The sequence below is a fragment of the Aminobacter sp. BA135 genome (assembly GCF_050859125.1).
Classification (GTDB): Bacteria; Pseudomonadota; Alphaproteobacteria; order Rhizobiales; family Rhizobiaceae; genus Aminobacter; species Aminobacter ciceronei.
On sequence record NZ_CP139573.1, the window covers coordinates 391,487 to 410,855 of the forward strand.

Genomic DNA, 19,369 nt, shown 5'->3' on the forward strand with positions numbered 1-19,369 from the left:
GTAGTCGGCTTTGGCCTTGAACTCACCCGCCGCTCGGGTGGGCTGGGAGGGCTGTTCGTCCGCTTCCTGATCGACTTTATCAGGGACGCCGGTGCTGGTCTGGCTCTACTGCCTGTATTTCATCCTGCCCTTTTACGGCATTCGCCTTGGTGCGCTTGCCACAGGCATGATCGGGCTCAGCCTCTATTACAGCGGTTATCTCGCGGAGGTGTTCAAAGCCGGCATCGATGCCATTCCCAGTGGCCAGGGCGAAGCTGCAAAAGCGCTTGGCCTCGGCAGGATCGACATGACCCTCTTTGTCATCGCCCCGCAGATGCTGCGCAACATCGCAGCACCGATGGGCAACTACTTCGTCTCGATCCTCAAGGCGACGCCCTATCTGGCGGTGCTTGCCGTGCCGGAGATGCTGGGACGGGCCTTCGACATTGCCTCGGAGACGTATCGCTATGCCGAGCCGCTGATGGTTGCCGGCCTGATCTTCCTCGGTCTGGCACTCCTCATTTCGCAAGCCATCAAACGGCTTGAAAACAGGCTGATGGGGCCGACAGCGAGGTAGGCGGCCAGTCGGCATCCCAGTCGCCAGTCACGTTTACACGAAATCAGATGCTTAGATCGCTGGCTTCAAGCGATTACAGAGGTACTTCATGACCCTCACAGACGACAAACCTGCCGTCCAGATATCCTCGCTCAACAAGTGGTATGGCGCCTTCCATGTGTTGAAGGAGATCGACCTCACCATCCCAAGCGGTTCCCGCGTCGTGATCTGCGGACCCTCGGGTTCGGGCAAGTCGACCTTGATCCGCTGCCTCAATGGGCTCGAAGCCTACCAGCAGGGAACCGTTACACTTGGCACGATCCGGCTGGGTGACAATGCCAGGGAGACAGCACTGGCGCGTCGCCAGACCGGAATGGTGTTCCAGAGCTTCAACCTGTTTCCACATCTGACTGTGTTGTCGAACTGCACGCTGGCACTGCGCCGGTTCTTTCCATGCCCCGCAAGGAGGCTGAGAGCCTGGCGCGGCATTTCCTGGAAAAGGTCCGCATTCCCGAACAGGCCGACAAATACCCTGCGCAACTGTCAGCGGCAGCAGCAGCGGTGGCGATCGCGCGGGCGCTGTGTATGAACCCGCGGCTGATGCTGTTCGACGAGCCAACCTCCGCGCTTGATCCGGAAATGGTCAAGGAGGTCCTCGACGTCATGACCGGACTGGCCCACGAAGGCATGACGATGATCTGCGTCACCCACGAGATGGGCTTTGCCCGCGAGGTTGCCGACCAGGTTGTGTTCATGGATCAGGGCAGCATTGTCGAGCAGGCATCGCCGATGACGTTCTTTTCGACGCCCAGCCATCCGCGCGCCCAGTCTTTCCTCAACACGCTGCTGCATTGAGAGGACGGATCGGTGGCGAACGACACACGCATCTGGACGGACGTTGATTTTGACAAAGACGGCAAGCAGATCTCCTGCCTGCGTTTGCCGTATTCGAGTGACCGTTCCGCCTATGGCACTATCCCCATCCCGGTCGTCTGCTTCAGGAACGGTGCCGGGCCAACCGCACTCTTGATATCAGGCAATCATGGCGACGAGTATGAGGGCCAGGTGGCGCTCAGCAAGCTTGCCCGACAGCTTGATGCAAACGAGCTCCGCGGCCGGATCATCATCCTGCCGGCATTGAACTATCCTGCGGTCGACGCAGGCAGACGCGTGTCGCCGCTCGATCAGGGCAATCTCACCGGATGTTTCCCGGCGACGCCAATGGCTCACCGACTGAGATGATCGCCCACTACGTCTCAGAGGTGTTTCTGCCGCTCACCGACATCGTCATCGACCTGCACTCCGGTGGCACCTCGCTGCTTTATCTCCCCTGCTGCCTGATCCGCGTGGGCAAGTCCGCTGCCGAGACGGCACAGCTTGTCGAGCTCATGCATGTCTTCGGCGCTCCCATCGGCTCGATCAGCGACGGTTCGGGCGGCGGCGGCGCCAGCACACTGTCGGCGACAGCCCAGGCGCTCGGCATTCCTGCCCTGACGACCGAACTCGGTGGCGGGGCGTCATTGTCACGGGCGGGCGAAACCCTTGCCCGGGGGGGGTGCTGCGTGTGCTGAAACATCTGGGCATCCCTGCCCGACGCCATCGTCGAGCCGGCTGGGCCGACACGATCCATGCGGGTCGATGGCCGGCAGGCCTTCACCTATGCGCCGGTCAGGGGATATTCGAGCCAGCCGTGACCGTGGGAGACGAGGTTGAGGCAGGAGATCTTGCCGGCACACAATCCGATTGCAGGGCCGTCGGAGCCTGCCAGGTCAGTTCACTTCGTGCAGTCGGGTCTCGTCGTCGCCTGCCAACGGGCTCCGGCACTAGCCGAGCCTGGAGATTGCCTGTTCAAGCTTGTGGTGGACGTATACTAGGCTCCCTTATGCACCACGACATTGCGTACCCCTTTCGACGCGCAGGACATACCGTCGGCTTTCGCCACATAAGCGTACGCTGCCTCGGCTCGAACGTTATCGAGGGACTACCCGGAACGCGCGTTCATGACACGACCAAGCCGATGCGCGGGTTGGCGACGATTTCAACTCGATGATCATCGTCGCAGGCCTCCGCATCTGCCCCGCGATAGCAGCCACAATTTTCGTGCGCCAGTGTCTCATAGCTTCCATGCCAAGCCCTCGCGCTGTGCCAGTCGCAACTGCTCGGTCTCCTTCAATGTCAGCACTGTGCGCTCATGGGCAGCGATCTGCTGGCCGCGCGCGCATCACCGGCCAGGCCTGACGGAGCTTCTCGCGCTCGAGAGGTCGAAGACCCTCGGCGGCCTTGTCGAAGAGAGAGCCCGAGGCCTCCCGGGCTGCGTGGGTAAGCAACGTCCGCTCGTCGAAGCGTTCAGCAATGGCACGGTTGAAGCCGTCGATCTCCAGCCTCACCTCGCGATTGTCGCGGATATGGACGAGAGCAGCTGGCAGATCGCTGCGGTCGATCGCCTCGCGGATCGTTTCCAGCACGGACCTAGCGCCGGCGACAGCGCGGGATGTCGATCGACAGTCGGTGACGATGTGCCTGCTCCTCCTTTTCGATCCTCTCGGCAGCAACCTGGCGCAGCTTGAGATAACGCTCGATGTCGCGCTTCAGTGCCGGCACATTGACCTCGGCAACATGGCGCGCCTCCTTGTCAGCTTTTGACGCGAGAAGACCCGTCCGCCCTTTCAATGCTCCGAGCGATGCCGGCTCGCTGACGAGCTGAGCAAGTGTGTGTTGCGCGACCCTTTGGTCGGTGAGAAGCGCATTGAATTCCATTGCCCGGAAAGCGGCCTCCGGATCGGCAAAGACGTAGCGGAAGCGTGTGGACATCTCCTCCCACTGCTTGGCAAGGGCCGGATCGGCGAGAAGCCTTTCCTCGACGACATCAGCCAGCGACCTGGCAAACAGCGTAACACCGGCGACCATCGGTTCGGCCCTGTTGCGGATTTGCATTGTCGGGCTTTGCAACAGGCCAAGGCGCGCGCCGTGGACACGGAACCGTTGCGCCAGATCGGCAAGCCGCTCCTTCTGGCGCAGCACCCAGTCGAGCCGGTCGCGAACGAGCGTACGGGCAACACGCGATATGTGCAGCCCACGGTTCGCGGCAAAGCGCAGTGACTGCCGGTAGAGTGTGCCACGCTCGTAATCGAGCGTGGTTTCCTTGGCGTTCGTTCGCGACAGAATCATCTTGAGCCCGCCTGACTTTGCGAAGGAACGACGCCCGTAATAGAGTGCCATGTCCTCCGGTGGCGGGTCATTGCGACATAGGTCAGATGCCGATCCAGCGACAGCGAAGCCAGCACCTTGACCCGGTCGACGGTCGCGCCCTGAGACTTGTGGATCGTGGTCGCATAACCATGATCGATGTTGGGGTAGAAGCGCTGCTCGACCGTGACCAGCCGGCGATGCTCACCCTCACCGATGGCCGCAACGATCCGGTTTGGTGCCGCCTCGACGACACGCCCGATCATGCCGTTCTTCACCCCGAGCGAAGTCTCGTTTTTGAGAAGAAGACGATCTGGTCGCCAGCATCGAACCGGCGAAGACCGTCATCAGTGCGGAAGGCATGTCCCACACCGACGATCCCGCGCTCGACGAGCTTCTCACGCGCCAGGCTGTTGAGCTCGCGCACGTCACCGAAGATGGGCCAGGATGAGTGTAGTCTTGGTCGGATCGTAGTCACTGTTCCAGTCGGCGATCAGATTGGCGATCGCCTGTGCCTTGAGCTCTGATCCGCGCACTCTGCCATGCTCGCTATAAACCCGAGCGCCTGTGCGACGCGGCCACGCGCCAGATCAAGAGAGGCGGCCCGCATCCATTTTTCACGCTGGCGGTAGATGGTCTCGAGTTCAGCGTAGCCGATGCGGTCAACGATGGCCCGAAACGCAGCCCCTGCTTCAATCGGCTGGAGCTGTTCGGGATCACCAACCAGCACCAGCTTTGCGCCGGCCAGGGTTGCTGCTTCGACGACAAGTGCCATCTGCTTCGAGGCCACCATGCCCCTCGTCGACAACAAACACCGTGCTTTTGTCGAGCAGGTCCCTGCCCTGTTTCCAGCGCAGCTCCCACGACGAAAGCGTGCGGCTGACGATGCCTGCTTCCTTCTCGAGCCCTCCGCTGCCTTGCCGGCAAGGGCAGCACCGAACACGATAACCCCCAGTTCCCAGGCCTCGCGTGCTGCCTTCATCATCGTGGTCTTGCCTGCACCGGCACGACCGACGACAGCTGCAATGCGTGCCTCGTCCACCACATGTTCGATGGCGACACGCTGCTCCTGCGACAGCTGCGAATGACGCGCCAAGACACTGTCCAGCACCTTCTGCCGGACGCCATGTGATGTGCGCTGTGACAGCCACAGCGATTGCTTCGCCATCTTCGCTTCGACGCGGATCAGCTCACGCGTCGTGTAGCGGGAACGGACCTTCGCTCCCGTCGCAAGGTCGATGCCTTCGCGCTCGATACGCAACGCCTCCGGGCTCTGCAGAATGCGTACCATCAGCTGCTGGAACGTGTCGGCATCGTCGACATAACGATGCAGGATCTTTGCGATGCCGCGTTCGTCGAAGACGCTTTTCTCCGAGGAGACGATGTCGAGCACGATCTCGGGTCGCTTTAGGATCCGGTTCGCATTCTCCTTGCGCCGTGCCTCGAGCAGATCGATCCGCTCGAGCGACATCTCATGGCCTTCAATCGCTGACTTGCGCTGGATCGCCTTGGCGCCAACACCAATATGGGTGGTTGGCACGAGATCAATGCCACGCTCGGCATAAGAGCGGCCATCGACGCGCAGATCGATCCCGCCGAGTGCCAGATGCTGGTTCTGGATCTCGAACCAGGCATTGCGAAGGGCCGTGAAGTCGTCCATGCCGCCGGCCCATAGCTCATAGACAATCTTGCCGGCGGTGTTACGCAAGACTTCGCCATTCTGACCAATGACGGCAACCTTCTTGGCACCGAAGCCGTCTTCGGTCAGCGGCCGCAGGGTCATCATCAGATGGACATGCGGATTGCCAGGCGCATCATGATAGACCCAGTCCGCAACCATGCCCCTGGCGAGGATGTGTCGCTCGACGAAATCACGCACCAGCGCGATGTTCTGCTCGGCAGAAAGCTCCAGCGGCAAGGCGATTGTGATGTCTTTGGCAAGCTGGGCATCCGAGCGTTTCTCAAAAGCCTCGACCTTGTTCCAGAAGGCTTCCGAAGCACCTGCTACCGAACAGTCGGCAATCAGGCTGCGCAGCCATTGCGGCGCATCGGGCGGCACCGAAAACGCCTCATGCAGCAGCCCCGTTTTGCGTGTGTAATCGACCGAGCGCGCTTCGCGTTCGTACTCCATCTTCGCGCAATGCCGGTAGGCGGCCGACAGCACCGCGCTGCGGCCGTCACCGCGGCTGACGATGCTGACGGAGAAGTGCGGGACAGCCACGGCTCAGATTGCTCCTGAATAGCGAACGGACACTCGTGCGTTCGTCTGGAGCGGCTGGCTGGACAGGCCGTTGAGCAAGGCGTCGCGTCAGCGACGTATAATTGCGCCCTTGGACCGCTCCTTCGGAACGGCGGGATCATCGTCCAGAGCGGCGGCGCAGCCGACTGCACAATAAACGGGGATGTGCTGCGCACTGTCTTTGTCGGCTTGGGCGGCTTGAAGATCTCGTCGGGGACCATCCCCACCGCGCTCAAATTTGACAGCGGCCTCGTGGTGCCTGATCCGTCCTTCGATATCGCACCGATAGTGATCGCGCGCCACGGCAAAGCCGGCTGTTAGGCCATCGTGCTCGATTCCATTGACCCGCGACCAGCTTCAGCGCCCTCGACCGGATCGGTCATTTGGGCGGCACCAAGGAGGAGGAAACTGTGCTGTAGCGACATGGGTGGGGACCGGCCCGCCGAGACAGGCATCGGCCTGGGACGACTTCCTTCGCGCCTCCGCACTTCAGCTCCTTTCCCCGACCGCGCCGACCGGACTTGGGACATGTGCCGGTTCCACGGCCTCACTCTCCAGCCGACCTTGTTTGGCGGCGCATCGGTCATTCCCAACTGGGGTCAGATCGGTACCAACGAACAAGCCATGATCGAAACCGTCGACGAAACCGGCGCGCTCGGAAGCACCTGGAGACGACGATGAGAAGACGGAGCTACCGGGCGCCAATGGACGTGCGGAAGGCGGGTCTTGAGTTGGCTGAGACACCGCTGACGCTCCAAGGACCAGAGCTGTGACCCCGCCTTGTGGGCGGGCCGGCTCCGCGGCTACTCCCGGTTAGGGCGGAACCAGATGAACTGGAGACCCTGCTCGCCTTCCACCTGGACCAGGGTGGCGTAGATAGAAGCCTGGAAGCTCGCATCGTCCAGCTTGACCGACAGGTAGTCGCGGCCGCTCTGCTCGGAGTGCTTCTGCCAGGCGGCGCCGAGTTCCACGTTATGTAGAGCTCTACATAGGACGGATTATGCGTAGCGCGTCGTTATGCGGGGTCGGCGGCTGCGATGCCCGGTTTCCGGGCGTTTGCTGTGTTTTTTGCTCCGCATAATACCGGAGTGCGTGAGGTGGGCACCCCGCCGGTGAGCGGAGCGCCCTTGCTGGTTCATCGCGACCAGATGAGCTTGTGCTCGCCCTTGTCGCCCTGGACCAGGGAGGCGTACACCGGAGCGGTGAAGGACGGGTCGTCGAGCTTGACCGAGAGGTATTCGGCGCCGGTTTCCTTGGCGGTCTTGCTCCAGCCTGCGCCGAGCTCGACCCCGTTTGCGCTGATGCGGTAGTCGGGTGCCTTTTCGTTGTCGCGGTCGCAGGGCTTGATGGTGGCCTTGACGATGAGTGCGAGGGTTCTGATGGTCCCGGCGAAGTTGCCGTTTTCGTCGCGGGTGAAGGTGCCGATCTGAGCCATTTTCGTATCTCCTGACTGTTTGTCCGAAGCCGCCCCTTGCGGCCTCGATGGCGGTCGATGGACGCGGGTTCTGCCGACTGCATCCGGCGGACCGAAGCGACAGCGCAGGACGGCGTCAGCCGACCTTGTTGCCTCGCGAGGAATGGCCTTCAGGCCAGGGGAAGAAGGTCGGCGAAGCCGTTGCAGGCCAAGGCAGGTCCGGCGTCAGAGCAGCCCCGGGGAGAGGTCGCGTGGAGGCTTCGCCGGCATTGTCGTTGGAGAGCGGATGGCGTCAGGCACCTTCGCGGCACGAGCAGCGCCGATATCGTCGGGTCATCCCCCCGCGCAAACCGCCACAGCCGCACATGCCTTCTGGTACCCAATGATGCGCGCCGCGCCCGACATGGCACAGACCCATGTCGACCACGATGCCGGCGAAGTTTCGGCTCGATGTGCGAACGAACTCAGGTGCTCGCGTCGATCAACGCACGCAGGCGCACCTTATCGGCTCCCAATGAAAGAGCGGCATCGGCGCGATCCATAGCCATTCGTGACTGGTGCAGGGCTGCGGCCTTGAACGCGTCATTGCCCATGCGGACCTGAAGATCGGTCGAGGCTTGGATCGGGACGGCTAGGCTGCCGCCGCCCGCAGTTTGCTCGGCAGGACCTTGAAGTGATCGCGGAAGCTTTTCGAGAAATGCGATGACGAAACGAAGCCGCAGGCAACCGCGACGTCCATGATCGGCACCGCCGTCAGCTCGATCAGCTGGCGCGCCTTGGCAAGCCGCAGGCCGAGATAATGCTGCCACGGCGTTGTCGCGAGATGGCGTTCGAACAGCCGTTCGATCTGGCGGCGCGACAGCGTAACCCGCTCCGAGATCTCCTCGAGCGACAGCGGCTCTTCGATGTGCTTTTCCATAAGCTGGATGATGCGCAACAGCTTCTTGCCGGTGTTGCCGTAGCGCAGGCCGGGTGGCACCGACTGGCAGGCCGCGCCATCACGCCAGCGGTCGGCTGTGACGTGTTGGCAGATGCTGCGCGCCAGCTCGGTGCCGCAGCGCTCCTGCACGATGTCGATGGCGAGGTCGAAGGCCGCCAACTCACCGGCGCAGGTGATGATCTGGCCATCACGCACGAACAGCGCATCGTCGATGGCGAGGTCGTAAAAGGTCTCGGACAGCGCCGCCATCTTGCCCCAGTGGATGGTGCAACGGGCGTCACCGAGCAATCCAGCGTCGGCCAGCAGCCAGGTTGCGGTGCCCAAGGCATAGATCGGGAGTTGGGCGCGGCCGACACGGCGCAGGCAGGCGCGCAGTTCCTGCGAGCCGTGCCGTTCCACACCTTCCCCGGCGCAGATCGCCAATGCCGCCTGCGGCTCGAACGGCAGCGCCCTGGCCGCCTCGGCGAAGCTGCCGGAAACCTCAACCGAAATGCCGCTGGCGCTCGCCACCGAGCGGCCGTCGAGGCTGACGAGCTTCCAGCGGAACAGCTCGGCACCGGCGAGGGAATTCGCGAGCCGCAACGGTTCGACCAGTGACGACAGGCAGAGCTGGGAAAAGCCCTGCAAGAGCAGGATGGAGAACGCGGCAGATGCCTGCGCCACCTGGGATCGCGGCACCAGACGCTGGAAACTCACGCCCGGCCAGCGGGCTGCCACATCGAAGTCCGTGTGCTTGCTTGGCACGTTCATGTGGCCCTCCCGGCGCATGCGGCAAGGCAGGAGCTCGACTTTTCCCAGGCCAAAACCGTCGAGGCACAAATTAGCGCAAAATAGCACAAAATGCAACATTACGATTCTTGGTAGCGTTACTCCAGGCAGTCCTGGTTCACTGCCCGACAGCTGCCACGGGCGCAGTAATGCTCAACAGCCAGTCACGGAAAGCCGTCACCTTCGGTGACCTGGCTTTCTGCGCCGTGGCAAGGAACCAGTATGGTGAGGAGATGGACCTCAAGGAAATCGAGGTCGAGGCCTTCGCCACCGCAGCCGGGCGACGATCGTCGAGCGCTGCGCCTACGATCCGGCGGGCGAGCGCGTCCGAACAGACATATACGGCGTTCCGATGTGGCGCCACACTCCACATGCCACATATTGCAACATCTGCTTGCCATAACAGGTGCAATGCCGCCACATAGAGTGCATGTCCGACTCGCAGAACCACAAGGCGCTCGCGCCGCGACGCCACGACGAGATCCTGAGGCGGCTGGCCGCCGACGGCTCGGTCGGCATTACCGAGCTTGCCGCCTTCTTCGACGTTTCGCGCGAGACCATCAGGCGCGACATGAAGCTACTAGCCGAGCGCGGCCAGCTCGACCTCGTCCATGGCGGCGCAACCCTGTTCGAGGCGACCGAACCGACGCTCACCCTGCGCAGCCAGGAGAATGCCGGCGGCAAGGAGGCAATCGGCCGGGCGGCGGCAGCACTTGTCGAGGACGGCATGGTGGTGTTCCTCGATTCCGGCACGACCACGCTCGCCGTGGCGCATGCGCTGACAGGCAAGCAGAACCTGACGATCTGCACCACCAGCCTGACGATCGCGCTGCATATGTGCCGCCAGCAGCATCTCCGTGTGCACATGCTGGGCGGCGAGATCGACCCGTCGGAAGAAGCCGCCGTCGGCATCGACGCGCTCGACTCCATAGGCCGCTTCCGCATCGACATTGCCTTTCTCGGCGGCGGCGCGCTGTCGCCCGACGGCGAGATTACCGATTTCACCCGCAACGGCGCCGAACAGCGCTCGCGCATGGCGGCGACTGCCGCCCGCGCCTATTTCGTGCTCGACAGTTCCAAATTCGGCCGGCTGACGCCGCTGCGCATCCCCCGCTTCGAACTCGCCGCCGGCGTCATCGTCGACGCTCCTCCGCCCGCAGCGATGGTCGAGGCGCTGGAGCGCAAGGGGCCGAAGGTGATCGTCGGGGAATAGATGGCGAAGCGCGGCGCCACGTCGCGCCGCCTTTTGCGTGAACGTCAGGTCAGCTTCCGCCGCCGCTCCAGTTCCGCCTCGGTCGGCGTCTCGAACTCGAACGAGCCGGTGACGATATCGCCGTCGCGGACATATTTGTTGACGGTCACGCCCGTGCCGGAAACCTTGGACGACACCAGTTTCAGCTTCGACGGCAGCGCCGCGTCGCCGAACAGGCGCTTGCCCTTGCCGAGCACCAGCGGAAAGATCGAGACGTTGAGCTCGTCGACGAGGTCGCTGGCGAGCAGGGTCTTGAGGAAATCGGTCGAACCCTGGGTGAGGAGGTCCGGCCCGTCTTCGGCCTTCAGCTTGCGCACGGCAGCTACCGCATCCGGGCCGAGCGAATGACTGTTCTGCCAGCCGAGCTTCAGCTCGGGGTTGCGTGTCGCCACATATTTGTTGATGCGGTCGAACAGCGGGCCGATCGGGTCGTCGGCGTCGACATAAGGCCAGTGCGCGGCGAAGATGTCCCAGGTCTTGCGCCCGAGCAGAAGGTCGAAGGGCCTGGCGAACATCCCACCCACCGCCTCGGTCATGGTCTCGTCGAAATAGGGCGCGGCCCAGCCGCCAAATGTGAAGCCGCCGATCGGATCCTCGTCCGGTCCGCCCGGCGCCTGCATGATGCCGTCGAGGCTCATGAATGCACCCACCACGATCTTTCTCATGTCATTCTCCTTCATCGCCCCTGCCGGCTTTACGTCTTCAAGACGTTCGGCGGCGGCGCGTTCCGACAGCGCCGCGAAAATTTCTGCCAGCCGCGCCACGCAGCCGCAAGGTCGCCATCAGGCGCGTGATCTAATGTGGCTATTTGTTGCATTTTGTGTTGCATTTTGTTGCGATCAAGATATGGTGACAAGCATCACCTTTGGGAGGTTCTTTCATCATGGCGCAGCAATTCCCGACGCAGGCACGCGTCGTCATCATCGGCGGTGGCATCATCGGCTGCTCGGTCGCCTATCACCTGACAAAACTCGGCTGGACCGATGTCGTGCTGCTCGAGCAGGGCCAGCTGAGTGGCGGTACCACCTGGCACGCCGCCGGCCTCGTCGGGCAACTGCGCAGCCACGCCAACATGACCAGCCTGATCAAATACTCGACCCAGCTCTACAGCGAACTCGAGGCCGAGACCGGGCTTGCGACGGGCTGGAAAAACTGCGGTTCGCTGTCGGTGGCACGCAGCGCCGACCGCATGACCGTGCTGAAGCGCACCGCCGCCTCGGCCCGCGCGCAGGGCGTCGACATCGAGGTGATTTCGGCCAGGGAAGCGCAGGAGAAATGGCCGGTGATGGCCATCGACGACCTGGTCGGCGCGGTCTGGCTGCCGGGCGATGGCAAGGCCAACCCGACCGACCTGACCCAGTCGCTGGCCAAGGGCGCGCGCAACCGCGGCGCGCGGGTCATCGAGCGTGTCCGCGTCACCGGCATCCAGACCAGGGACGGCCGGGCGACAGGTGTTTCCACCGACAAGGGAGACATCGCAGCCGAAATCGTGGTCAACTGCGCCGGACAGTGGGCGCGCAAGGTTGGCGCGATGTGCGGCGTGACCGTACCGCTGCATTCGGCAGAGCACATGTACATCGTCACTGGCAAGATCGAGGGTGTGCATCCGGACCTGCCGGTGCTGCGCGACCCCGACGGCTACATCTATTTCAAGGAAGAGGTCGGCGGCCTGGTCATGGGCGGCTTCGAACCCGAGGCCAAGCCGTGGGGCATGAAGGGCATCCCCGACGATTTCGAGTTCGCGCTTCTGCCCGACGACTGGGACCAGTTCGAGATCCTGATGCAGAACGCGCTTGTCCGCGTGCCGCAGCTGGAAACCTCAGAGGTCAAGAAATTCTACAACGGGCCCGAAAGCTTCACCGCCGACAACAACTTCATCCTCGGCGAGGCACCGGAACTGAAGAATTTCTACGTTGGCGCCGGTTTCAATTCGATGGGCATCGCCAGTGCCGGCGGCGCCGGCCGGGCGCTGGCCGAGTGGATCGTCAATGGTGCAGCGACCATGGACCTGTGGCCGGTCGATATCAGGCGCTTTGCCGGCTTCAACAACAATCCGCGCTGGCTGCACGACCGCGTCAAGGAAACGCTCGGCCTGCACTACGCCATGCCCTGGCCGAACCGAGAGCTCGACACCGCCCGTCCCTTCCGCCGCTCCGCGCTGTACGACCGGCTCGCCGCGAAGGGCGCCTGCTTCGGCTCCAAGATGGGCTGGGAGCGCGCCAACTGGTTCGCCGCCCAAGGTGAGAAGCCCGAGACACAATACGCCTTCGGCAAGCAGAACTGGCATGAGGCGGTGAAGCGCGAGATGAAGGCCACCCGCGAGGCATCAGGCATTTTCGACCAGACCTCGTTTGCCAAGATTTTGGTGCAGGGCCGCGACGCAGCTCGAGTGCTCAACCGCATCTGCGCAGCCGATATCGACGTCGAGATCGGTCGCTCGATCTATACCGGCCTGCTCAACGAGCGCGGCGGCTATGAAAGCGATCTTACCGTGATGCGTCTCGGCCACGACAAGTTCTTGCTCGTCACCGGCTCGGCCCAGGCGGTGCACGATGCCGACTGGATTTCAAAGAACGTCCCCGAGGACGCGCATGTGACGCTGACCGACGTCACCTCGTCTTATGCCGTGCTGGCGCTGATGGGGCCACGCTCGCGCGACATCCTGGCCAAGCTGACCTCGGCCGATCTCTCCAATACCGGCTTCCCCTTCGCCACCATCCGCGAGATCGACATCGGCTATGCCACCGCCTACGCCAACCGCATGACCTATGTCGGCGAGCTTGGCTGGGAGCTGATCGTGCCGACCGAATTCGCCGTCGGCGTCTATGAGGCGCTGCACGAAGCGGGCCGCGAGCATGGCCTTGCCGACTGCGGCTACTATGCGCTGGAAGCGCTGCGTATCGAGAAGGGCTTCCGCGCCTGGAGCCGCGAGCTGACGCCCGATATCACCCCGTACGAGGCCGGCCTCGCCTTCGCCGTATCGCTGGACAAGCCTGACGGCTTCATCGGCAAGGAGGCGCTGGTCGCCGCCAAGGCCAAGGGCAAGCTCACCCGCCGCATCGCACAATTCACGGTGGACGATGCGGCACCCATGCTCTGGGGCGGTGAACTGATCCTGCGCGACGGCAAACCAGTCGGTGAAGTGCGCTCGGCTGCTTACGGCCACACGCTCGGCCGCTCGGTGGCGCTCGGCTTGCTGCACAACGAGGCCGGCGTCGACAAGGACTTCATCGAAAGCGGCCGCTTCGAGATCGACCTTGCCGGTGAACGCTACAAGGCAACGGCTCATCTCAAGGCGCCCTACGATCCCAAATCCGAGCGCGTGAAGGCCGACAGCACGGAACTGCGCGAAGCTGCCTGATCATTCCCAGACCCCTCCCCCGACTGCCCCTCCCTCCGCGGAGGGGCTTTTCTTTTGCGTCAGGCTTCCGCCAGCTTCAGCATGGCGATGCCGGCAAGCACGACAATGACGCCACCCAGCTTCAACGGCCCAAGCGTCTCGCCGAACAACACGACGCCCATAATGACCGTGCCGGCTGCGCCAAGACCGGTCCACACCGCATAGGCGGTGCCGACGGGCAGGACCTGAAGTACCTTGCCAAGCAGATAGACGAAGGCTGCCAGCAGAAGCACCGAGACCACCGTCCAACCGGGCCGAGTGTAGCCTTCGGCATGTTTCATCGACACGGCCCAGGCAACGTCGAGCACGCCCGCCACCACCAGCAGGGCCCAGGCAAGTCCCTGGCCCATGGTCAGGCCGCGAGCTTCATGCCTTCGGCCCGCATCGCGTCGCGCACCTTGGGCCGCGCGCCGACACGATCCATGTAGGCGCGCAGTTGCGGGAAGGCGGAGAGGTCAACCTTGGCATAGGCGGACCAGCCGACAATGGTGAAGAGATAGGCGTCGGCGGCGGTGAAGGTCTCGCCCATCAGATAGAGGCTGCTGCGCTCCAGATGGCGTTCGACATAAGCCAGACGTTCGGTGATCTTGCCGCGCGCCACCTCCTGCGCCTGGACGCCATATTCGGGGTGGAACAGCCACGGGCTGTACATCTTGTGCAGTTCGGTGGCGACGAAGTTGAGCCAGGACTGCAACTGGTAACGCTCGCGCGTGCCGGCCGCCGGTGCCAGCCCGGCTTCCGGCTTGAGATCGGCAAGATACTGCACGATCGCTGCCCCCTCGGTGAGGAGCGAGCCGTCGTCGAGTTCGAGCACCGGCACATAGGCGTTCGGGTTCACCTTGGTGAAGTCCTGGCCTGCGCCGGTGACATGCGGCTTCCTCATGATGTCGACGCGCTCGATGTCGAGCGGAATACCTGCTTCCAGCGCCACTATGTGGGGCGAAAGCGAGCAGGTGCCGGTGGCATAGTAGAGTTTCATGGTCTGTCCTCTTGGGTTCTGACCTGACGGTCGTTGCTTCAGGGGACAATCTAGATCTTGCGATCTCGCAACGCTCATTGGCATTTTGCCAACCACGCTTGCATGACTGCAAAGATACGAAGTGCTAGAACATATGCATGGAAGACTGGAATGAACTCAGGCTGGTGCTCGCCGTGGCCCGTGCTGGCAGCCTCACCTCAGCCGCAGCATTGCTCGGCATCGACCACTCGACGGTGTTTCGCAGGCTCAACGGGCTCGAACAGAAACTGGCGGTGCGGGTGTTCGAGCGCCTGCCCGGCGGCATCTACCAGCTGACACCGGCAGGCGAGCGCATGGCGGCGGCTGCCGAGCGCATGGAGGACGAGGCGCTGGCGCTGGCACGCGACATCGCTGGCGCCGATGGCCGGTTGTCCGGGCGGCTGCGCGTCACCTCGTCGGAAACGCTCGCCTACTCCAGGCTGACCAAGCATTTGGCCGGGTTCCGCGCCGTGCATCCCGGCATCGTTGTCGAACTGGCCATCGAGAACCGTGTTCTCAGCCTGTCGCGTCGCGAGGCCGACGTGGCGCTCAGGCCGATCCGGCCCAGGGAAGGCGACCTCTGGGGCCGCAAGCTTGCCGGCGTCGCCTGGACCTTCTTTGCCTCGCCGGCTTATCTCGACGCCCATGATGGTGCGATCCGCGACACAGCGGCGCTCGGACCGCATGCCCTGGTCGGCTGGGAGGAGACGGCGGGCGGCATCACGGCCGCAGACTGGCTGGACCGCAACGTCCCGGCCGAGCGTTTCGTCTACCGCACCAACAGCCTGGTCAACCAGTCGGTGGCGGCCCGGGCCGGCATCGGCCTGGCACTCCTGCCTTGTTATCTCGGCGACGGCGAGCCGGGGTTGGTGCGCGCGCTGGCCCGGCCGATCGAGGAACTGGCCGGCGAGCTCTGGATCGTCACCCATCAGGACCTGAAGGGCACGGCGCGTGTCCGTGCCTTCTTCGACGTCGTCGGCGAGGGATTGGCTCGCGAGCGCGAGCTTTTCGAAGGCATACGCATGTGATCGGCTGCCGTCCTGCCAAGACGGCGACCGGGCAGCTTTTGACACTTGCAGTCAGCGCCAAACAATGGCTCGCTGGTCCGCAATCGGAAGGTGCGGAAGAAGAGAGGAACAACCATGCTGTATGCCATCCTGGCCTATCACGCCGAGGGCGTTGTCGAATCCTGGACCGAGGAACAAGACGCCGCACTTATGGAGGACCTGCTCGAGGTCAATGATCGTCTCGTCGGCGAAAAGCATCTGGGACCGGCAGCGCGCCTCGGGCCGACCGACAGCGCGGTCACGCTGCGCGGAAAGGGACTGGGACTGGTTACCGACGGTCCGTTCGCAGAGACCAAGGAGCAACTGCTCGGTTTCTACGTGGTGGACTATCCCAGCATGGACGGCGCAGTGGCAGCGGCACGCGAGCTGCGTTCCGCCAACCCGACCGCGGTTTACGAAATACGGCCGATCTTGCTCTATGTTCCCGGCGCTGCGATCGCCGTCGACGGCTAGCAGGCATTCTCCTCCGGTTCCGCCTCAGGCCTGCACTGTCAGGCATTCGGTGATCGTCTGACGTCCGGCTCCCGCCATGGTCTGCAGGGCACGGCGCACACCCGGCGTCTGCATGTCTCCCGCGCCAAGGACCCGTGCAACGAGACATGCGCTCAGGGCCAAAAGCTGAAGCAAGGTTGATGCCGTTTTCATAGCCATCGCCAGTCAATAGCGACCTGCCCGAAGCCCGGAGGCTTCGCCACATGGTTCGGTTGCTTGGGTCTGCGAATGTTCGGATGGCGGCCGATTGCCGATCTGATCCGAAGTCAGATAATTCCTAACATGAAATCTTGTTTCACACCAGAGAAAATTTTGACAAAGCGTTGAACCCGGGAACCGCCAGATCGCTAAGACCATGCCTGGGCCGGTGAGCCAATCGTCCGAACAAGAACTGCAACCGATAGGGCAAACAGCAGATAGGCAAGCGCCGCCTCCCGGGCGCCTATGGGTAGCCCCACCAGCAGCAGCGTGTCGTTGCCGCCAGGGATAAGCACTGCCCCGCTTCCCATCAGCGTCCCTCCGACGAGGCGGCGAAGCGCGCCGCGGAGGCTTGGCCATTTGATCCTGGTACGGCCTCTCTCCAACCAGCGACTGCCAACGCTGCCGGCAAACATTGCCACGGTAATGGCTATGGATGCCAATGGAAGCGATTGAGCATGCGACAGCGCGATGGACCAGCCAGGTTTGAGCAAGACGATCGTGGCGTAGGCCACGCCAATGGCCAGCATGGCGCATGTCATCTTGAGATATGCCCTGACGTTGTTTCGCTGGATCACAAAACGGAGGAGGGCAAAACCGACCAGCATCGACAGGGTGACTGGCGCAGCAACCTGAAGAGACATTGACGACGTCATCACTGCGGGCAACAGATTTGCAAGGCTTGCTACAGTCGAGACCGCATACATGCCAAGGAATGTGAAGCCGAACTGGGTATCGCCATTGCCAAGATGGCCGACGCTGCCGAAAGCGCAGGCGCCGTTCACGAAAGCCCCGACGCCGAAGATCAAGCCGCCGGTTGCGGTGTAGGCCAACGCCGACCAATGCGACTGCGGTCCGGACGTCATTTGCCAGACCGCGTAGATGAGCGCGCCCCAGAGCGTGCACTCGAAGAATGCCACGAAGCGCGCCGGCTTGCGCTCCTGCAGGAGCTCAGTCATCGCGATCACTGCGCAGGTCGAACTTCTGTTGAGGACAAAGCCGAGCGAAAAGGCCAGCGAGAGCAGCAGGAGCGAGAGGACGATGATCTCCAAGACGGCAGGCCTCCCAGGCTGGTGGGCAAGACAGCCTAGCACAGGTCGCTAGCGATGCTCATCCCGTAGCCATCGACCTAGCGATATCGAGGAAGACCCGCACCAGTTTGCCGCCGCTGCGCTCCTTGAGGCAGATCAGTGCTTCGTCCATCAGCATTTCGGGCGCAGCGATCGGGATCTGGACCAGTCGGACGTCCTGTCCGAACTCTGCCGCCGATACGAAGCCGACACCGGCGCCCGAGGCGACGATCTCGCGCACCGCCTCGCGGCCTTCCGCCTCGATCGCCGGCTTGAATTCGTAACCCTCCTTCGAAGCGAGGTCTTCCAGCTTGGCGCGGGTTTTCGAGCCGCGCTCGCGCATCACCAGCGGCAGCAAGGACAGTTCGTGCAGCGACAGCGCGACTGGCTGTCGCCAGCGGATGATCGGTCGAGACGAACGCTATGATCGGCGTCGAATTGAGCTTGACGATCTCGAAATCGCGGCCGGTCGGAATTTCGCCGAGCACGCCGATATCGGCTTCGTAGCTGTAGAGGCTGGAAATGACCGTTTCGGTATTGCCAGCGCGGACCGAGACCTGGATACCGGGATACTTCTGGCGGAATTGGCCGAGAATGTGCAGCAGATGGTGGGCGGCGTCCGCGACGATGCGCAGCGTGCCTGAGCGTAGCGCGCGGGATTCCGACAAGAGCTCAAGTGCCTGCTGTTCCGTGTCGAACATGCGCCGCGTGATTTCGAGCAGTTGCAGGCCCGACGCCGTCGGCGTCACCTGCTTCTTGTGACGGTTGAACAACAGCACGTCATACTCTTCCTCCAGCTTGCGCACCTGGTCGGAAATGGCCGGCTGGGTGAGAAACAGCATCTCGGCGGCGCGCGAAAAACCGCCGCACACCGCGACATAGTGGAAAGCCCTGAGCTGCACGTAGCGCATGTCTGATCCCTGATATCAGATCAGACTAGCAATAAACTGGAGCGATAGAAACATCGAAACTAACGATTTGATTTATGGCCTGACATGCCGAGGATAGGGCAGGCGCCACCCTTGCGCGCCGCGCGTTGGGAGGCACGCCACCATGCATCTTCTGTATATCCTGCTGCAGCTGGCAGGCGCCATCATGCTTCTGCTGTGGGCCGTGCGCATGGTGCACCGGCGTCGAGCGCGCCCATGGCGTATTGTTGCGCGAGGCGCTGCGTGGCGCCACCAAGGGCCGCATACGCGCGGCGTCGGCCGGCACTGTGCTCGCCGTCATGTTGCAGAGTGCCACCGCGGTTGCCGTGCTTGCCGCGGGTTTCGCTGCCACCGGGTGATGACCGTCTCCGGCGGGCTTGCCGTCATGCTGGGCGCCGATGTCGGCTCGGCGCTGGTGGTGCAGGCGCTGCTGTCGTTCGACCTCTCCTGGCTGGTGCCTCTGCTGCTTTTCGCCGGCGCCACGATGTTCCTCAAGGTCGAGGCCCGGATCGTCAAGCAGACCGGGCGCACGCTGCTCGGCATCGCCTTCATCCTGATCTCGCTGCGCATGGTCGGCGAAGCGACCGCACCGATGCGTCACAGCGCCTTGCTGCCGATGGCGATCGACTATCTCAGGGGCGATCCGGTGACTGCCTTCGGCGCAGCTGCACTGTTCACCTGGCTGATCCATTCCAGCGTCGCCTCCGTGCTTTTGTTCATGTCGATGGCGGCCCAAGGCGTGCTGCGGCAGAGGTGGCGTTGCCGATGATCCTCGGCGTCAATCTCGGCGCCGGACTGGTCGCTGTCGGCTTGACCGCGGCCAGGCAATCGATTCCAGGCGCATTCCGCTGGGCAACCTGATCTTCCGGGCAACGGCAGCGG

Annotated in this window: 17 protein-coding genes and 6 pseudogenes; 10 read left to right on the forward strand and 13 right to left on the reverse strand. The window is 63.2% G+C overall.

The features are described 5' to 3' along the window. Nucleotides 1–85 precede the first annotated feature (85 nt). The 4 genes and pseudogenes from SLT36_RS29740 to SLT36_RS29755 form a co-directional block, all read left to right on the forward strand. Nucleotides 86–556, forward strand: a pseudogene (locus SLT36_RS29740) (amino acid ABC transporter permease); the annotation flags it as partial. 88 nt (nt 557–644) lie between these two features. Beyond that, a pseudogene (locus tag SLT36_RS29745) lies at nt 645–1,099 on the forward strand (ATP-binding cassette domain-containing protein); the annotation flags it as partial. A 21-nt stretch (nt 1,100–1,120) separates the two neighbouring features. Further along, nucleotides 1,121–1,390: a hypothetical protein gene (locus SLT36_RS29750; protein ID WP_432289229.1), complete on the forward strand. Its 270-nt coding sequence runs from the start codon at nt 1,121–1,123 to the stop codon at nt 1,388–1,390. A gap of 210 nt (nt 1,391–1,600) precedes the next feature. After that, nucleotides 1,601–2,106, forward strand: a pseudogene (locus tag SLT36_RS29755) (hypothetical protein). Between the two features lie 618 nt (nt 2,107–2,724). Here SLT36_RS29755 and SLT36_RS29760 read toward each other — a convergent pair. The 4 genes from SLT36_RS29760 to traA form a co-directional block, all read right to left on the reverse strand. Beyond that, on the reverse strand, nt 2,725–3,000 hold the full coding sequence (locus SLT36_RS29760) for a hypothetical protein (RefSeq protein WP_432288673.1): 276 nt from the start codon (nt 2,998–3,000) through the stop codon (nt 2,725–2,727). A 4-nt stretch (nt 3,001–3,004) separates the two neighbouring features. Continuing rightward, nucleotides 3,005–3,703 (reverse strand): BID domain-containing protein, encoded by a 699-nt coding sequence (locus SLT36_RS29765; RefSeq protein WP_432288675.1) that lies wholly within the window; start codon nt 3,701–3,703, stop codon nt 3,005–3,007. Next, a complete protein-coding gene (locus tag SLT36_RS29770; protein WP_432288677.1) occupies nt 3,700–3,987 on the reverse strand; it encodes a hypothetical protein in 288 nt (95 codons plus the stop codon). The genes SLT36_RS29765 and SLT36_RS29770 overlap by 4 nt, the downstream gene beginning before the upstream one ends. Nucleotides 3,988–4,214: 227 nt before the next feature. Next, the gene (gene traA, locus SLT36_RS29775; RefSeq protein WP_432288679.1) at nt 4,215–5,942 is read right to left on the reverse strand and encodes a Ti-type conjugative transfer relaxase TraA; all 1,728 of its coding nucleotides are present in this window, start codon (nt 5,940–5,942) and stop codon (nt 4,215–4,217) included. Nucleotides 5,943–6,488: 546 nt separating this feature from the next. On the opposite strand from traA, the gene SLT36_RS29780 reads away from it, so the two are divergent. Beyond that, complete coding sequence (locus tag SLT36_RS29780) at nt 6,489–6,641, forward strand: WGR domain-containing protein (protein WP_432288680.1); 153 nt, start codon at nt 6,489–6,491, stop codon at nt 6,639–6,641. A 122-nt stretch (nt 6,642–6,763) separates the two neighbouring features. Here SLT36_RS29780 and SLT36_RS29785 read toward each other — a convergent pair. The 4 genes and pseudogenes from SLT36_RS29785 to SLT36_RS29800 all read right to left on the reverse strand — a co-directional run. Then, nucleotides 6,764–6,934: pseudogene (locus SLT36_RS29785) on the reverse strand (DUF736 family protein); the annotation flags it as partial. A 161-nt stretch (nt 6,935–7,095) separates the two neighbouring features. Then, the gene (locus SLT36_RS29790; RefSeq protein WP_432288681.1) at nt 7,096–7,395 is read right to left on the reverse strand and encodes a DUF736 domain-containing protein; all 300 of its coding nucleotides are present in this window, start codon (nt 7,393–7,395) and stop codon (nt 7,096–7,098) included. A gap of 443 nt (nt 7,396–7,838) precedes the next feature. Continuing rightward, nucleotides 7,839–7,967 carry a hypothetical protein gene (locus SLT36_RS29795; RefSeq protein WP_432288682.1) on the reverse strand — a complete coding sequence of 43 codons (129 nt, stop codon included), beginning with the start codon at nt 7,965–7,967 and terminating at the stop codon, nt 7,839–7,841. Between the two features lie 38 nt (nt 7,968–8,005). Continuing rightward, nucleotides 8,006–9,064 (reverse strand): GlxA family transcriptional regulator, encoded by a 1,059-nt coding sequence (locus SLT36_RS29800; protein ID WP_432288684.1) that lies wholly within the window; start codon nt 9,062–9,064, stop codon nt 8,006–8,008. 448 nt (nt 9,065–9,512) lie between these two features. Here SLT36_RS29800 and SLT36_RS29805 point away from each other — a divergent pair, with 448 nt between their 5' ends. Beyond that, nucleotides 9,513–10,295, forward strand: a complete 783-nt coding sequence (locus tag SLT36_RS29805) for a DeoR/GlpR family DNA-binding transcription regulator (protein WP_432288685.1) — start codon at nt 9,513–9,515, stop codon at nt 10,293–10,295. Between the two features lie 44 nt (nt 10,296–10,339). Here the strand turns inward: SLT36_RS29805 and SLT36_RS29810 are convergent, their stop codons facing one another. Then, nucleotides 10,340–10,999 (reverse strand): dihydrofolate reductase family protein, encoded by a 660-nt coding sequence (locus SLT36_RS29810; RefSeq protein ID WP_067968508.1) that lies wholly within the window; start codon nt 10,997–10,999, stop codon nt 10,340–10,342. A gap of 218 nt (nt 11,000–11,217) precedes the next feature. Between SLT36_RS29810 and SLT36_RS29815 the strand changes: the two genes are divergently transcribed. Then, nucleotides 11,218–13,695: a GcvT family protein gene (locus SLT36_RS29815; RefSeq protein WP_432288687.1), complete on the forward strand. Its 2,478-nt coding sequence runs from the start codon at nt 11,218–11,220 to the stop codon at nt 13,693–13,695. Nucleotides 13,696–13,754: 59 nt separating this feature from the next. Here SLT36_RS29815 and SLT36_RS29820 read toward each other — a convergent pair whose 3' ends face one another. Then, nucleotides 13,755–14,084, reverse strand: coding sequence for a DMT family transporter (locus tag SLT36_RS29820; protein ID WP_182575071.1), 330 nt, complete (start codon nt 14,082–14,084; stop codon nt 13,755–13,757). Nucleotides 14,085–14,086: 2 nt separating this feature from the next. Further along, a complete protein-coding gene (gene gstA / locus SLT36_RS29825) occupies nt 14,087–14,713 on the reverse strand; it encodes a glutathione transferase GstA (protein ID WP_432288689.1) in 627 nt (208 codons plus the stop codon). 137 nt (nt 14,714–14,850) lie between these two features. Here gstA and SLT36_RS29830 point away from each other — a divergent pair, with 137 nt between their 5' ends. Beyond that, nucleotides 14,851–15,759, forward strand: a complete 909-nt coding sequence (locus SLT36_RS29830) for a LysR family transcriptional regulator (RefSeq protein WP_067968047.1) — start codon at nt 14,851–14,853, stop codon at nt 15,757–15,759. Between the two features lie 114 nt (nt 15,760–15,873). Further along, complete coding sequence (locus SLT36_RS29835) at nt 15,874–16,251, forward strand: YciI family protein (RefSeq protein ID WP_432288690.1); 378 nt, start codon at nt 15,874–15,876, stop codon at nt 16,249–16,251. 386 nt (nt 16,252–16,637) lie between these two features. Here SLT36_RS29835 and SLT36_RS29840 read toward each other — a convergent pair whose 3' ends face one another. Then, nucleotides 16,638–17,540, reverse strand: a complete 903-nt coding sequence (locus tag SLT36_RS29840) for a YeeE/YedE thiosulfate transporter family protein (RefSeq protein WP_432288691.1) — start codon at nt 17,538–17,540, stop codon at nt 16,638–16,640. A gap of 58 nt (nt 17,541–17,598) precedes the next feature. Further along, nucleotides 17,599–18,469 (reverse strand): annotated as a pseudogene (locus tag SLT36_RS29845) (LysR substrate-binding domain-containing protein). Between the two features lie 245 nt (nt 18,470–18,714). Here SLT36_RS29845 and SLT36_RS29850 point away from each other — a divergent pair. Beyond that, nucleotides 18,715–19,256, forward strand: a pseudogene (locus tag SLT36_RS29850) (Na/Pi symporter). Nucleotides 19,257–19,369: the final 113 nt, after the last annotated feature.

Bases quoted from the DNA above. Each gene is read 5' to 3' on its own strand.
- SLT36_RS29750 (WP_432289229.1), top strand. From the start codon at position 1,121: ATGAACCCGCGGCTGATGCTGTTCGACGAGCCAACCTCCGCGCTTGAT.
- SLT36_RS29765 (WP_432288675.1), bottom strand. From the start codon at position 3,703: ATGATTCTGTCGCGAACGAACGCCAAGGAAACCACGCTCGATTACGAG.
- SLT36_RS29770 (WP_432288677.1), bottom strand. From the start codon at position 3,987: ATGATCGGGCGTGTCGTCGAGGCGGCACCAAACCGGATCGTTGCGGCC.
- SLT36_RS29780 (WP_432288680.1), top strand. From the start codon at position 6,489: ATGTGCCGGTTCCACGGCCTCACTCTCCAGCCGACCTTGTTTGGCGGC.
- SLT36_RS29790 (WP_432288681.1), bottom strand. From the start codon at position 7,395: ATGGCTCAGATCGGCACCTTCACCCGCGACGAAAACGGCAACTTCGCC.
- SLT36_RS29795 (WP_432288682.1), bottom strand. From the start codon at position 7,967: ATGGGCAATGACGCGTTCAAGGCCGCAGCCCTGCACCAGTCACGAATG.
- SLT36_RS29800 (WP_432288684.1), bottom strand. From the start codon at position 9,064: ATGAACGTGCCAAGCAAGCACACGGACTTCGATGTGGCAGCCCGCTGG.
- SLT36_RS29805 (WP_432288685.1), top strand. From the start codon at position 9,513: ATGTCCGACTCGCAGAACCACAAGGCGCTCGCGCCGCGACGCCACGAC.
- SLT36_RS29810 (WP_067968508.1), bottom strand. From the start codon at position 10,999: ATGAGAAAGATCGTGGTGGGTGCATTCATGAGCCTCGACGGCATCATG.
- SLT36_RS29815 (WP_432288687.1), top strand. From the start codon at position 11,218: ATGGCGCAGCAATTCCCGACGCAGGCACGCGTCGTCATCATCGGCGGT.
- SLT36_RS29820 (WP_182575071.1), bottom strand. From the start codon at position 14,084: ATGGGCCAGGGACTTGCCTGGGCCCTGCTGGTGGTGGCGGGCGTGCTC.
- gstA (WP_432288689.1), bottom strand. From the start codon at position 14,713: ATGAAACTCTACTATGCCACCGGCACCTGCTCGCTTTCGCCCCACATA.
- SLT36_RS29830 (WP_067968047.1), top strand. From the start codon at position 14,851: ATGGAAGACTGGAATGAACTCAGGCTGGTGCTCGCCGTGGCCCGTGCT.
- SLT36_RS29835 (WP_432288690.1), top strand. From the start codon at position 15,874: ATGCTGTATGCCATCCTGGCCTATCACGCCGAGGGCGTTGTCGAATCC.